13 protein-coding genes are annotated in these 13,987 nt (G+C 47.0%); 9 read left to right on the top strand and 4 right to left on the bottom strand.

Annotated features, from left to right (window positions below):
* Window positions 1–185 precede the first annotated feature (185 nt).
* Together MHH93_RS20460 and MHH93_RS20455 are read right to left on the bottom strand one after the other, a co-directional pair.
* The gene (locus tag MHH93_RS20460; protein WP_500055528.1) at window positions 186–758 is read right to left on the bottom strand and encodes a TetR/AcrR family transcriptional regulator; all 573 of its coding nucleotides are present in this window, start codon (window positions 756–758) and stop codon (window positions 186–188) included.
* Entirely contained in the window at window positions 755–1,486 is a 732-nt protein-coding gene (locus MHH93_RS20455; protein ID WP_500055527.1) for an MBL fold metallo-hydrolase, read from the bottom strand. Before MHH93_RS20455 ends, MHH93_RS20460 begins: the two co-directional genes overlap by 4 nt.
* Before the next feature lie 428 nt (window positions 1,487–1,914).
* On the opposite strand from MHH93_RS20455, the gene MHH93_RS20450 reads away from it, so the two are divergent.
* Together MHH93_RS20450 and MHH93_RS20445 are read left to right on the top strand one after the other, a co-directional pair.
* On the top strand, window positions 1,915–2,379 hold the full coding sequence (locus MHH93_RS20450; protein WP_500055526.1) for an Rrf2 family transcriptional regulator: 465 nt from the start codon (window positions 1,915–1,917) through the stop codon (window positions 2,377–2,379).
* 282 nt (window positions 2,380–2,661) lie between these two features.
* Window positions 2,662–3,288: a nitroreductase family protein gene (locus MHH93_RS20445; protein ID WP_500055525.1), complete on the top strand. Its 627-nt coding sequence runs from the start codon at window positions 2,662–2,664 to the stop codon at window positions 3,286–3,288.
* Window positions 3,289–3,472: 184 nt separating this feature from the next.
* Here the strand turns inward: MHH93_RS20445 and MHH93_RS20440 are convergent, their stop codons facing one another.
* Together MHH93_RS20440 and MHH93_RS20435 are read right to left on the bottom strand one after the other, a co-directional pair.
* Complete coding sequence (locus tag MHH93_RS20440; protein WP_500055524.1) at window positions 3,473–4,156, bottom strand: S-layer homology domain-containing protein; 684 nt, start codon at window positions 4,154–4,156, stop codon at window positions 3,473–3,475.
* A gap of 157 nt (window positions 4,157–4,313) precedes the next feature.
* Complete coding sequence (locus tag MHH93_RS20435; RefSeq protein WP_500055523.1) at window positions 4,314–5,174, bottom strand: AraC family transcriptional regulator; 861 nt, start codon at window positions 5,172–5,174, stop codon at window positions 4,314–4,316.
* Between the two features lie 235 nt (window positions 5,175–5,409).
* On the opposite strand from MHH93_RS20435, the gene MHH93_RS20430 reads away from it, so the two are divergent.
* The 7 genes from MHH93_RS20430 to cysT all read left to right on the top strand — a co-directional run bounded on the left by MHH93_RS20430 (window position 5,410) and on the right by cysT (window position 13,920).
* Window positions 5,410–6,465 (top strand): lactonase family protein, encoded by a 1,056-nt coding sequence (locus MHH93_RS20430; protein WP_500055522.1) that lies wholly within the window; start codon window positions 5,410–5,412, stop codon window positions 6,463–6,465.
* A gap of 244 nt (window positions 6,466–6,709) precedes the next feature.
* Window positions 6,710–8,077 (top strand): helix-turn-helix domain-containing protein, encoded by a 1,368-nt coding sequence (locus tag MHH93_RS20425; protein ID WP_500055521.1) that lies wholly within the window; start codon window positions 6,710–6,712, stop codon window positions 8,075–8,077.
* 344 nt (window positions 8,078–8,421) lie between these two features.
* A complete protein-coding gene (locus MHH93_RS20420; RefSeq protein ID WP_440391741.1) occupies window positions 8,422–8,901 on the top strand; it encodes a YqxI family protein in 480 nt (159 codons plus the stop codon).
* 38 nt (window positions 8,902–8,939) lie between these two features.
* Window positions 8,940–9,347 carry a hypothetical protein gene (locus tag MHH93_RS20415; RefSeq protein WP_440391740.1) on the top strand — a complete coding sequence of 136 codons (408 nt, stop codon included), beginning with the start codon at window positions 8,940–8,942 and terminating at the stop codon, window positions 9,345–9,347.
* 260 nt (window positions 9,348–9,607) lie between these two features.
* Window positions 9,608–11,485 (top strand): rhamnogalacturonan lyase, encoded by a 1,878-nt coding sequence (locus MHH93_RS20410; RefSeq protein ID WP_500055519.1) that lies wholly within the window; start codon window positions 9,608–9,610, stop codon window positions 11,483–11,485.
* Between the two features lie 431 nt (window positions 11,486–11,916).
* Entirely contained in the window at window positions 11,917–12,996 is a 1,080-nt protein-coding gene (locus MHH93_RS20405) for a sulfate ABC transporter substrate-binding protein (protein WP_500055518.1), read from the top strand.
* 87 nt (window positions 12,997–13,083) lie between these two features.
* Window positions 13,084–13,920, top strand: coding sequence for a sulfate ABC transporter permease subunit CysT (gene cysT, locus MHH93_RS20400; RefSeq protein ID WP_091018517.1), 837 nt, complete (start codon window positions 13,084–13,086; stop codon window positions 13,918–13,920).
* The last annotated feature ends 67 nt before the right edge of the window (window positions 13,921–13,987 follow it).

Genomic DNA, 13,987 nt, shown 5'->3' with positions numbered 1-13,987 from the left:
CTTCAGTCAGAGGGCACCGATCATGTTAAGACGCAACCGTGGCACCCTTTTTTTCTTCTGTGTTAAAAGTAATGGGCGTAACTATACCATTATTACTGTTAAATCTAGGGGCTGTCCCGTACACAGCAATGCAAAAAGGACTGCAGCGGATCTGCAGTCCTTTTTCATGATGCAACTTGTGTTTACTAGTCCCGGTGAAGATGCCGTAGTCCGTGGAGAAAGGCGGATACGGTCAGACGCAGACTTTCGTCAGGGTCAAAGTCCATGCCGAAGCCGCCTTGTGCCTCAATGGAGGCAAATCCATGGCAGAGGCTGCGCAAACCACGAACGGCGTGTAATGCTTCCGCTTCGGTTAGCGGGTAGGGCTGCAAGCTGTGCAGCAGCAACTCCAGCGTGGCTGTGCTGGCCGCGGCGAGCTGTGGCTCCTCGCGGTCCGGAGCATGGAATGAGGCTTCGTAGAGCCCGGGGTGCTCGCGGACGAAGCCAATGTATGCCGCGGCGATGGCCTGAATGGCATCATCGCCAGTGCGGTCAGCGATAGCCGCGGTTAATGCGCGGCTGAGCTGTTGCACGGACATCAGCGCCATTTCCTGGCGAAGCCCGGGAAGTCCGCTGATGTGGTTGTAGAGCGACGGCGAGCGCACATCCAGACGCTGGGCGAGTGCGGCCAGTGTCAGCGCCTGAAAGCCGTCGCTGTCAGCAAGCTGGGCGGCGGCGCTGAGCAGAGCGCCGCGATCCAGCCCTTGCCGCGGGCTCATCGTTGCCCCCCGGCAAGATCGAACCGCTGCTGAGCATCAGCGGTTGCCGCGCGCATGGCGGCCGCGGGCTGGCGCAGCATCCGTCCGTGGCCTACAGCCAGCACGGACGGTTCCAGCTCCGCCAGGCGCTTCGCGCTGGCCAGAGCCGCTTCGCGGTTCCACGTCGCCAGCGCGGGGAACGGGAAGAGTGGGCGCACGCGGCCGGATACGGCAAGGCCGCCTTGCAGCTGGTACGCGTCGCCAGCGATGAGCGCGCGGCTGCGCGTATCCATGAAGGACATATGCCCCGGCGTATGGCCCGGTGTGGCAATGGCTACGAGCGATCCAATCGAGTCACCGTCATCCAGCAAGTGGTCTGGCTGGGTACGCACCGCTTTGGGCTTGGGCACGCCGCCGCGTACCGGGGTCTGTGGCTCATCTGGAAGCAGTGAGGTATCTCCCGCCAATAGCGGTGCATCTCGTCTGGAGATGAAGACCTCAGCTTGGGGCAGTGCTTCTGTGAGGTAATCCAATGCGCCAATATGGTCGCTATGCGCGTGTGTCAGAATGATCTTGGTAATCGGCTTCCCAAGGGGTTGGGCAGTTGCCAAAATCCCTTTAAGACTGAAGGGGATTCCGGCATCAATAAGGATTAATCCATCTTCCTCTTCAACGAGGTATACGTTCACAGGGAAGAGTCTTGGAAAAAATGTAACTTGAACGACATCAAATTCTCGAGTGATGCGCATCAATAAACCCTCCTTAAAACTAATGATATTAGTATAATAACTAATGACATTAGTTTTAGCAATACCCAGTTTTCACTTTGTTCCAATAAAAAAAATTTAAATAATGATGCACTTTACAAAAAAAGCGTTTTCAAAATGAAGATTACCGATTATAATAATCACGTAAGCCCTTTCATATGTCTATCTTATTGGAGCCCTTCGCGTAGCGAAAGGCTCACTTTTTTGTTCTTTTTGAATTAAATGCAGACAGGATGTTAATCTTCGATTGATCTTGTTGATGAGCTGTAAGTATTGGTATAACAGGAAAAAACACATGTGATCCCCATCCTGATTGAAAGTTGACAAACATAACTGTTATTCATATAATGACAGTTATACTTACCTTGGGTGAAGTTCATCGGTGTTGTAAGCCGGGAAGGGAGTAAGTAATGAACAGCGAATTTACCATAGCGGTACATTGTCTTGTTTTTCTGTCGATGAGAGATGAGTGTATGGCCAATAGTGAAGATTTGTCCCAGAGTGTGGGTACACACCCGGCCAGAGTTCGTAAGGTGCTTAGTGTTCTGCGCAAGCATGGTTACCTGACAACGAAGGAAGGTGCTCATGGTGGATACTTGCTTAGCCGTCCAAGTGAAGAGATTAAGCTTGGCGAATTGTACAGACTGGTAGCTGGCGGTTCACTCGGTCCAAGCTGGTGTTCAGGGGAGTCCGGTTCATCGTGCGTAGTATCTTCCAATATGCAGGATGTGATGGGGAACATTTATAACGGAGGCGAAGAGGCGCTCAGCGCTTATTTTGACTGTATTTCCATCCAGGATGTGAAAGAACGTATAGGTCGTGGAGATGCATGTGACTTAGCATTAGACGGATTGTCTGTAAAAGAGAAGTCCTGACAGATTCCATAATTAAAGGTCTTTTGAGATATGGCCTTGGTTTAGTCAGGCATGGTGGTAAGATTCATGTGGTCGACTGGTTATGGTGTGGGCTTATGCTCCGGTGAAAGATCCATCGATGGTTGTAAAGCGATTCCGGGCATAACGTGAACACAGATGAGGAGAGATCGTCTGCGCTGATGTTATTTTCGGAAGGCAAATACTCGGTAGAGTAGACTTCAAGATCCTTTGCGAAAGTAGAAGAAGAACACAAACAAAAATAGATTTTGGGGAGTGGAACACATGTCAGGCATTGAAAAAAATGAAACACTTCGCGTCATTAGTGAACGCCATGCTGTCAAAAAGTACGAAAAAGGGTTTGAATTGCCTGAAGCTGATCTCAATGCGATTTTGACAGCAGCTGCGGAAGCACCATCTTCATGGAACCTGCAACACTGGAGATTCCTCGTGATTGAATCCGAAGCAGACAAAGCGAAATTGCTGCCAGTTGCTTACGGTCAAACTCAGATCGTGGAAAGTTCAGTTACGATTGCTGTTCTCGGAGATTTGGAAGCGAACCGTAATACCGTAATCTACGATCAAGCTGTTGAAGCAGGCGCACTGACTGCTGAGGTTCGTGACGCATTGGTTGGACAGATCAACGGTGCTTACCAAAGTCCGCAAATCGCTCGTGATGAAGCGATCCGCAATGCATCCTTTGCTTCCCAAAATATTATGCTTGCTGCACGCTCCCTAGGTTATGATACCTGTCCAATCGGTGGATATAATCCACAAAAACTGATCGAGACCTTCAACATTCCTGCACGATTTGTGCCAACGTTGTTGATCACTGTAGGTAAAGCGGCACAGCCAGCTCGCCCGTCAGGACGTTTGCCATTGTCTGAGGTTGTTGTTAAAGGTTCTTTCTAAGTTAGAAAGTTAAACCTGATGATTACATCAGTGATATAGGTATAATACAAACAGCCGTACTTTCCTGCTGAGGGAAGGTGCGGCTGTTTGGTATATGGAGGTTCTGTGGTGAAGTCCACTCACGGGCGCTCCAATCGAGCAGATTCACCACTCAAGTGAGTTCGCAGCCTCCACGATGAGATAATTACTTCTCAGGGGTTTCCGGGATTTGTGGTGCATGGAACGATTCCATGTACTCGATTGCGTTATACATCATAACAGCTGATTCGGCACGGGTAATCGGTTGTTTGGGATTGAAGTTTCCTTCAGCATCCAGTTCATTGATCTTGAGAACGAGTGAACGTTGGATGGCACCTTGATACTCTGGCGTAAGTTCCTGTTCGTCGGTAATGTCCACGGGTTTGATATTAATCATCGGCAGACCGCCTCTGGACTCGATACCTTGCATCAGGAACAATGTGAATTGTTCACGAGTGAGCGGTTTGGACGGATCAATATCCTGTGACATCTGAATGCCATTATATTGAGCGCGGATAAATGCATCACTGTACCATACGCCATCTTTTACATTGGCGAAGTGGTCACTTGGCACTGGCATTTTGATAAAACGAATCGTGTCCAGATTAAGATTCAGTCCGTCCGCAATCAGTTGAATACCCTGAGCGGTATTTAACTCCAGTTCAGGTTTAAACAAGCTGTCGCTCACACCTTTGATGAATCCATCCTGATGGAGAGATTCGATTTTGTCTGCTCCTGCGATACCTTGAATATCTGTGAATTGGGCCTGCGCTGCGTTGATCGGGCCTGCACTTAGAGACAGCGTGAGCAGGGCTCCCGCAGTTAATGTCGCAAGTATATTTTTTTTCATGATGGTTCGCCTCACTTTTCCAGGGATGATCCCTTTATATAAAAGTTATTTGCCCCTATAGACGACCCTTCTGTTCAAAAGGTTGCTGCAATTTTCCAATCGAATTGAAGACGATAATTCTAAAACTTATTAGTGAAGCACTGTGAATGCATATCTTCTAACCTTTGGATTGATTTCGATAATCCGTGGGTGAACGTCCCATCATTTTGCTGAACAGACGTGAAAAGTAGTATGGGTCCTTGAATCCAAGCTCGGAACTGATCTGCTTCACGGTCCAATCGGTAAAATCCAGATAGCGGCAGGAATGCTGGATCTTGAGCCGCAGGAAATAATCGATGGGCGAATGCCCGGTAGCTTGCTTGAACAACTGAGAATAATGGGGGACAGACAGCCGCGCATGTGCCGCCAATTCCTTGAGGGTGATTCCGTTCTCCAAGTGCTCCAGCATATATTGAACGGATTGTTCAGCCGCACGTTTGCTGCTTACAATTCCACTATCCGTTCCGGTCGTCTCCGGTCCATAAGCGAGCATACCAAGCATATAACCGATAATCTGGGAGGCATATGTCATCGTCTGCATGGAGTAACCTGTCTCTAACGCGCCGTAACATTCATGGAACAGCTCAAGCCATTTTTGAGCCTTGGCCGGTGGCATGGTCGTAATATGATGGGTTAACAATGGTTCTATGTAGGATAAAGTGTGTTCCCCCCGCAGATGAATCCAGAAAATACTCCATGGTTCGGCTGTGTTGGCACCATATACATGAGGGATATGTGCAGGCAATATGACAAGGTTCCCAGGGCGGACATCATATGTTTTGCTGCCATCCATCGTATACCAGCCTGTACCTTGGGCACAGTACATCAGAATGTGTGATTCACAACCATCGGGACGGTCACGGTAATGATGCTCTGCTTCGTGAAAGTAACCGATATCGGTAACATATAACCCGGACGTGACTGGATAAGCTGCAGCTTCTTGCAACAGCGGGTCCGGAAGCACTATGAGTTTTTGCATACGAAATCCGTCAGATTTACGCTGTAGGGGTGGTCTGTTGTTAGGTCTCATACTTTGTATTATGGTGAGAGGGGTTAAGGGAGTCAATAACGGATATGAGAGCGCTCACCAGGGATGTAATCGATTTAGAGAGCCAAGTTACAGGAAGTGAAGCAGTTGCCCGTGAATTGGGTAAGTACATATCAGTGGGTAGAATCAGAATAGTGAATATATAGGATAAGGGAGAGATTTAGTCATGGAACCAGTCACAACGCAGGAAACGCTTTTCTATACAGGTACGTATGCGTCAGCGGAAGAACCAGGAATATTCTTGTGTGCGTTGAATGCGGATACAGGAGAGCTGCGGATCGTGAATCACATGGAGGGCGTGAATAATCCGTCTTATCTGGCGTTATGCCCGGATGGCAACTGTCTATATGTGGCGAGTGAGACGGATGAGGGAGAGGTGTTGGTGTATCGGAGAGATGCGGCAACGAGTGAACTGCACCTGATGGATCGAAAGCAGACCAGAGGTGCTTCTCCATGTTATGTGTCTGTCTCCAAGGATGGTCAGTGGGTGTTCTCATCCAACTATAGCAGTGGCAGTGTCAATGTATTTCCGGTAGGCGATCAGGGGACGCTTGGTGAGATGAGTGCGTGGGTAGAGCACACGGGTAGTGGAATCAACGAAGAACGCCAAGAAGGGCCGCATGCTCACTCCATTCAGCCAGATCCGTCTGGACAATATGCTGTCGTGTGTGACCTCGGTCTGGATCAGATCATTGTGTACCGGTTGGAAGAGGGACGTCTGGTTACCCATCGTGAGATGGATCAGCCACCAGGCGCAGGGCCAAGGCATCTTGTGTTCCACCCCAACTCGAAGTGGGCATATGTAATCAACGAATTGAACAACACGGTTACGGCATTCCTATACGATGAGCGCAGAGGGGAGTTTACTACGGTGCAGCATATTTCCACACTGCCAGAAGGACATAAAGGTGAGGGAACCGCTGCAGACATTCGTTTATCACCATGTGGACGTTTCCTGTATGCATCCAATCGTGGAGATGACAGCATTGTACTCTACCATATTGACCAGGAGAGTGGGGAGTTGGAAGCCGTAGAGTGGACGTCCACGATTGGGCAGACACCACGTAACTTTAATATTTTGCCAGGTGGAATTCTAGTCGTGGCGAATCAGGACAGCAATAATCTCGTAGGTTTCCAGATCAGCGAAGAAGACGGACGTCTGACGCATAACGGGTTCAAGCTGGAACTGCCTCGTCCGGTATGTATTGCGCCTGTAGTATAAGTTGTAATCCGGTGAAGTGAGAAGTGCAGATGCAATAGTACATCTTAATAATTGGTCTACAAGCTGTGAAATCATGGGGAAACACATGGTTTTACAGCTTATTTTAATTTTTTTATGCAATTAACTTGAAAATAGTGGCAATTATCACATTTTTTTATTGACCATCGTTCGAACGTTCATTATGATCAGAATATATAGTGAATAAACCTAAAATCTGGATGTTGCACGAAGGGTGGTGCTTTCCTTGGAACCTGCAAATTCAATTCGGGAGCAATTAACCCAATTTATCGAAAAAAACAGCATGACGCTCTCCCGATTCTCGGAAGTATCTGGCATCAATACAGGCACAATCAGTCGTATCTTACATGGGAATCGTCCCATATCGGTGAGTCAGTTGATTGCGATCTCATCAGGAATGGGCGTGGTAGCGGATCATTTTTTTGCCGACTATGTGGAAGAATGTTTCGCTTATTCCGTCTCGATGCGGCGGATCAGACCGTTTATTCTCCGAAGTGCGGAGTTGAATCGGCTGGACTGCATTGAACAGATTCTTTATCGGCTACTGGACGACCTGGATTATGCGACAGAATTATATGAGATGGCGGAACAATTGTTTGAACGAGATCAACGGTCTGCGGCGGCATTGTTATATAAGAGTGTGAGTGAAGTTGAGAAATATCAGCATTCCGAACGGCTTGCGATGTGTCAATATCGGTTGTTTTTAATTGGACAAGGAGAGAACCTGGAAGAAAATCTAAAGGCGGCTATCTTGTTCGAGCCCTATGTTGACCGGTTGGATGAGGGATATCAACTGGAAGCCTTCAAAGATCTGATTCATGTTTTTGGTTCGGTAAATAAATGGAGCGAAGTTAAAGATATCGCTGACAAGATGTTACAGTTAGCCAAAATTCAATATGATTCAATTAACATTGTGGATCGACGAAATCAGGAGTGTAAACAAACAGTGCGACCACTTTACTTTTATATACTATATGCTTGGTTAATTCAGTCGACGGTATTTGAGGAGCAGGGAGACTATACCAAAGCATTAGAACTTGTGGGGTTGTATGCAAGTGGAAAGAGTTGGGTTCGGGAGGACGATGAAGAATCTCGACGTGTGCTGAATCAATTCGAAGAATGGGCATTGGCTAATAAGTATCTCTATCAGATGTTATCTGGGGATCAGAAGGTTGTTAAAGAATACGCAAATTACATCACGCAATACCCTGAGGAGATATTTTTGGCAATACGTTATATCATTCAGGCAGCGAATAAGTTTAACTGGAATATTGATGATATTATAGAGCGTTTCTCGGATTACATTGTCTTACGTACATACATGACAGAATTTGGACAATACAACTCTTCAATGATGGATCAAAATTATGCAAAACTTTTAGGGGAATTGGCGCTATACTATTTAAATCACAATCGCGATATTGCAATAAATCGAATTTTAGAAGGATTAAACTTCTCTATCCAAAAGAATAATGATCTCAATTTCATTAAATATGTCATAGTTTTTCTTGAAAAATGCTTTAGTAGTGAAAAATCTGTAGACAAAGAAAAGCTTCAATTGCTAATTAATGAGCTACAGCGAATTAATACTTGATATCAATATTCTAGTTCTGAATTTATCTAATATCGATTCTCTTATATCGTGAAGAAGCCTTCTAGTTAAATAACTAGGAGGTTTTTTTATTGTTACCTCGTATTAAATTTTCATTTTGTGCCTCATTAAACAAAATGAAAAATTTGTCATAGGATACTAAAATAGTATTAAAGGAGGTGATTGTACAATGAATTCAGACGGTTTGGAAATGCATGGGTTCATACCCATAAGTCTAAAGATGTAATATGTTAATTTTACTTATCAGTTTGGCTAGGAAGATATCGCTCCACTTGAATTCATTTTTAGTAACTCAGAAAAATCATAAATGGAGGTATAGAACCCTGATGTGGAAAAAAACAAAAAAAGTGATTGTAAGTCTACTAACCGTATCAACTCTTTTCTCAATTAGCGCACCATTTGCAGCTTACGCATCATCATCAGAAATTATAGAGAAAAAAGCGCAGGCCACTGCCCCTAATTCAAACGTAATAACAGTTGTAGAACCGGTGACTGAAATCCAAGGGGTAAAAGTTAAAGCGGTTCAGTTAGCGATAAAGGCACTTGAGAGTGTAATTGATAATCCAGTAACAAGATGGGCTTTAGAAGCTATTTTTGATGAGGATACTGTAAAAACTGTAATAAAAAATAAAAACAAAATTTTCTCAGTACTTGATGAATATTTATATGCAGTAGACTTGACTACTCGGGAGATTGCAGCAGGTGCGAGAAGTGCAATACAACAACAAATTAAGGGTGCTCCCGGTCAAATCGTTGGACAAGTTGTTGAGTGGTTAATATACTATGGTAGTCAGTTATTATTATAGTTTCATTTAAGTTGATTCTATGGATGTGAGGTATCAGGATGACTAAACAAAAAGTTGAACAACTTGAGAAGAGAATTGAAATATTGTTAGACTGGAAAGACCGATTAACAGAATTGGTAGGAGATTCTCTTTCGCCATATGAGAAATGGTGCATCGAAAAAGAATTAAGTAGAGAAGATCAACATTTTATAACCAATCTGTGTCTCCTATTCAGTATCCAACTTCACCCGGACCAAGAGCATCCTGATGTTCAGAAAGTTAAACATAACGTAATGACTTTATTCGATATCAAAGAGATCGAAATGAATTTCCTTTGCTTCGAACAATTTATAAGTGATTATCAATTAAAAGAAAATCCAATTTTTTCTTGGGACGCAAGAGAGTTACTTGAAAAATTAAACGAGAGTGGCAGAAGTGTTCAACTAAAAGAGGTGCTACTGAATTAAGATATGTTCCTTGCTTATAGATAGAAAAGATACAATATATATATTATCTGATTGCAGGGATATAAGTACACTGTAATATATTTCACAAAGTCGAAGGAGAAATCCTTCGGCTTTTTTATGTACATATCATTTAATTACTAAATTAGACCTATAGATGGAATTATATGTTTAATTTAAAATGAATATATTAAAGCGCTTACACTAAAGATGGCGCTACAAGGGCAGCGGGCTTACCACTACAATTGGGGAGGCAATTGTTTATGGGGAATCGATCATCATTGTGGAAGCGCATATTACGTACAGCGGGAGTATCACTACTGAGTTCCGCATTATTGGTCACTTCGCTTGGCTTGAGCAACACACAAGTAACACATGCAGCGGGAGCAAGGCAGATGGAATATCTGGATCGCGGTGTGGTGGCTGTGAAGACCGGGACAGGAGTGTTTGTCAGTTGGCGGCTTCTGGGAACAGAAGGATCGAATGTATCGTTTAACGTCTATCGGGATGGAACCAAGGTGAACGCTACACCCATAACAAACAGCACGAACCTTCAGGATGCAAGCGGGACAAGCAGTTCCAAATATACGGTTCGCGCTGTAGTCAGTGGAACGGAGCAGGCTGCTTCAACAGCAGTGAGCGTATGGGGCAACAACTATCTATCTGTACCGCTCAGTGTACCCGCTGGTGGGACAACGCCCGATGGAGTAGCCTACACTTACAGTGCCAACGATGCCAGTGCAGGTGACCTGGATGGTGATGGTGAGTATGAATTGATCGTGAAGTGGGACCCTTCCAACTCCAAGGATAACTCCCAGAGCGGTTATACCGGGGAAGTGTTTATCGACGCCTATAAATTAAACGGAACACGCCTGTGGCGAATTGGTCTGGGCAAAAATATCCGTGCCGGCGCTCACTACACCCAGTTCATGGTGTACGATCTCGACGGTGACGGCAAAGCCGAGGTTGCGATGAAAACAGCCGATGGCTCCAAGGACGGCACTGGCGTGGTCATCGGGGATGCAAGCAAGGATTACCGCAATTCCAGCGGTTATGTATTATCTGGCCCCGAATTTCTGACGGTTTTCAATGGGCAGACTGGCAAAGCGCTCTCCACGGTGAACTACGAACCAGCTCGTGGCAATGTGTCCGACTGGGGAGACAACTACGGCAACCGGGTGGACCGATTCCTTGCTGCCATTGCTTACCTGGATGGGGAGCGGCCAAGTCTGGTTATGGCTCGCGGGTATTATACGCGCAGTGTACTCGTGGCGTATAACTGGCGGAATGGACAGCTGACCAAACAGTGGACATTTGATTCCAACACATCGGGTAACTCAGGTTATGCCGGGCAGGGCAATCACAATCTGAGTGTGGCGGATGTAGACGGGGATGGGAAAGATGAGATTGTCTATGGCGCCATGGCGGTGGATGATAACGGCAAAGACTTATATACGACAGGGCTTCATCATGGCGATGCCATGCATCTGAGTGACCTCGACCCGGACCGCCCTGGACTTGAGGTGTTTCAGGTTCATGAGACACCGTCCAATGCCGGAGTGGAGTTCCGGGATGCAGGTACAGGCCAATTAATCTGGGGTGTCAAAACAACGAAGGACATTGGACGCGGCATGGCGGCAGATATTGATCCTAGATATAAAGGCGCCGAAGTATGGGCAGATGGCAGCCTGTACACAGCCAAAGGGCAGAAAATCGGGACAACCTTGCCTTCCTCCACAAATTTTGGAATCTGGTGGGATGGCGACCTGCTCCGCGAACTGCTGGACAGCAACCGAATCGACAAGTGGAATTATACCAATAGCACAACGATGAACCTGCTCACCGCATCCGGCGTTTCTTCCAACAACGGAACCAAGTCTACGCCGAATCTCCAGGCCGATCTGTTCGGGGACTGGAGAGAGGAAGTCGTGTGGCGGACGAATGACAGTTCGGCGCTGCGGATCTATACCACAACAGCAGTTACCGACAAACGCATCTACACGCTGATGCATGATCCGGTATACCGTCTTGGCGTCGCTTGGCAAAATGTAGCCTACAATCAGCCGCCACACACCGGATTTTATCTGGGCGAAGGCATGAACACACCGCCGGTACCGAATATCCGGTATGCGGGCAGATGAGGAATGGACCAGGCATGGCAGTGCAATTCCGTACATGTTTACAATAGCCAGCGAAGCATGGGATTCGCTGAAGGGAACAACGGACGGTGGTTCGTTGTTCCTCTTTTTTTGCCAATGGTGCAGAAATCCGGTAAAAATCGGAAAAAACGTTTGACAGGTATATAGACTGCCTTTATTATACGTATATAACTTACTAAACAGGTAGGAATAATAAACCATGCAACCTGAACAGAATAACGTTCTCACCGTATAGACGGAGGAACACCGCAGCGCATCCTTTCCGGGTGGAGCATGCACGGCCCAGGGCCGGCATGACTTTATGGGGAGAAGTGCGCGGGGGTTCCTCCGTCTTCTTGTTTTTTACGGGGCGTTCGATCCTGTTCAGCCGGCCTGAGGTAGTCATGCAGATTGATATCGGGGGAGTGTTTTTGATGAAAAAGAGAATTCACAAGGGTATTCTGGTTGGTCTGGCACTGGTGTTAACAGGGGTACTGGCAGCATGCGGGTCGGATAGCGGCGGGTCCAGTGCAGCAGGAACATCAGGGGGAGCGGAAGGTGGCAAGGAAGGGACTAAGGCTATCGAACTGCTGAATGTTTCCTACGATCCAACACGGGAGCTCTATGAACAATATAACAAAGCGTTTGCGGCGCATTGGTTGAAAGAGAAAGGTCAGGAAGTGACGATCAAGCAATCTCACGGGGGATCGGGCAAACAGAGCCGTTCTGTGATTGACGGACTGGATGCAGACGTGGTGACGCTGGCATTGGGATACGATATTGATGCGATTGAAGATAAAGGCTTGATTAACGAAGGTTGGCAGGACAAATACGAGCATAACAGCTCTCCGTATACCTCTACGATTGTATTCCTTGTACGTAAGGGTAATCCAAAAGGCATTAAGGACTGGGATGATCTGATCAAAGGGGATACGCAAGTCATCACCCCGAATCCCAAAACGTCCGGCGGGGCGCGTTGGAATTACTTGGCGGCATGGGGATATGCCCTTAAACATAATAACAATGATGAGGAGAAAGCGAAGGAATTCGTTGGCGAATTGTTCAAGCATGCGCCTGTGCTGGATTCGGGTGCTCGTGGATCTACGACGACATTTGTTGAACGTGGCATTGGGGATGTGCTACTTGCCTGGGAGAATGAAGCTTTCTTATCGGTAAAAGAGCTGGGTCCGGACAAATTCGACATTGTCGTACCTTCGGTTAGTATCTTGGCTGAACCGCCCGTTGCAATTGTGGACAAAAATGCAGACAAAAAAGGAAGCCGCGACGTAGCGGATGCCTATCTGAAATATTTGTATAGTGAAGAAGGACAGACGATTGCCGCTGAAAATTATTACCGCCCAACGCTGGACAGCGTGGAGGAAAAATTCAAAGATCAGTTCCCTTCACTTGAACTGTTCACGTTAAAAGATGTATTCGGCACATGGCGGGATACTCAGGCCAAACATTTCAATGATGGTGGTATCTTCGACCAGATCTATGTTCCGGGCAGCTAAGGTTGCTCTATTCAATGAACACCCGATCAATCGCGCTGTGAGCGGCCAACCAGCCTCACCGGCTGAAGGCAGAGAGGATGAACGTGCATGAGCAAGGTGATGGTGACGCAAAGACGCACATTGCCGGGATTCGGATTAACGATGGGTTACAGTGTGCTTTACCTGAGCCTGGTTGTACTTATTCCACTGGCTGCGCTGTTGTTTAACTCAACAGGGCTGACGTGGGCAACCATGATTGAGGTTGCGACCAATCCCAGGGTGCTGGCATCCTTCCAGGTCAGCTTTCTGACCGCAGGTGCAGCGGCACTGATTGATCTCGTGCTGGGATTACTCCTGGCATGGGTACTTGTTCGGTATGAGTTTCCTGGCAAAAGGCTGTTTGATGCGGTCATTGATTTGCCTTTTGCCTTGCCGACGGCGGTAGCAGGGGTTGCTCTTACGGCGATCTATGCCGGCAATGGCTGGATTGGACAGTTTGTAGAGCCTTTGGGTATTAAGCTCGCTTACTCCCAGGCTGGAATTACGCTGGCGCTGATGTTTATCGGTATTCCATTCGTGGTTCGTACAGTGCAGCCAGTGTTGGAGGAGCTGGAGGCTGAGGTGGAAGAAGCGGCTGCCACACTGGGAGCAGGAAGATGGCGGATATTCCGTACCATTCTGCTGCCGGATCTGATTCCGCCGCTGCTGACCGGGTTCGCTCTGGCCTTTGCCCGGGGCATTGGCGAATATGGCTCCGTTGTATTTATCTCAGGTAATATGCCGATGAAAACGGAGATTGCCCCCTTGCTCATCATGGCCAAGCTGGAGCAGTTCGATTATGCAGGTGCTACAGCTGTAGCTTTGCTGCTACTTTTAGTCTCTTTCATCCTGCTGCTGATCATTAATTCCTTGCAGCGTTGGAGCCGGAAGGCGGGCAGAGCATGACGATGAAGCATGATGAGATATGGATACAACCAGATGTCACTCACCCAAACCAAAGGAGGTGCAGCAT

The sequence above is a fragment of the Priestia sp. FSL H7-0729 genome, assembly GCF_038005685.1.
Taxonomy (GTDB): Bacteria; Bacillota; Bacilli; order Paenibacillales; family Paenibacillaceae; genus Paenibacillus.
The sequence above is the reverse complement of the archived record's forward strand: the minus strand, read 5'-3'. Positions and strand labels throughout refer to the sequence as shown.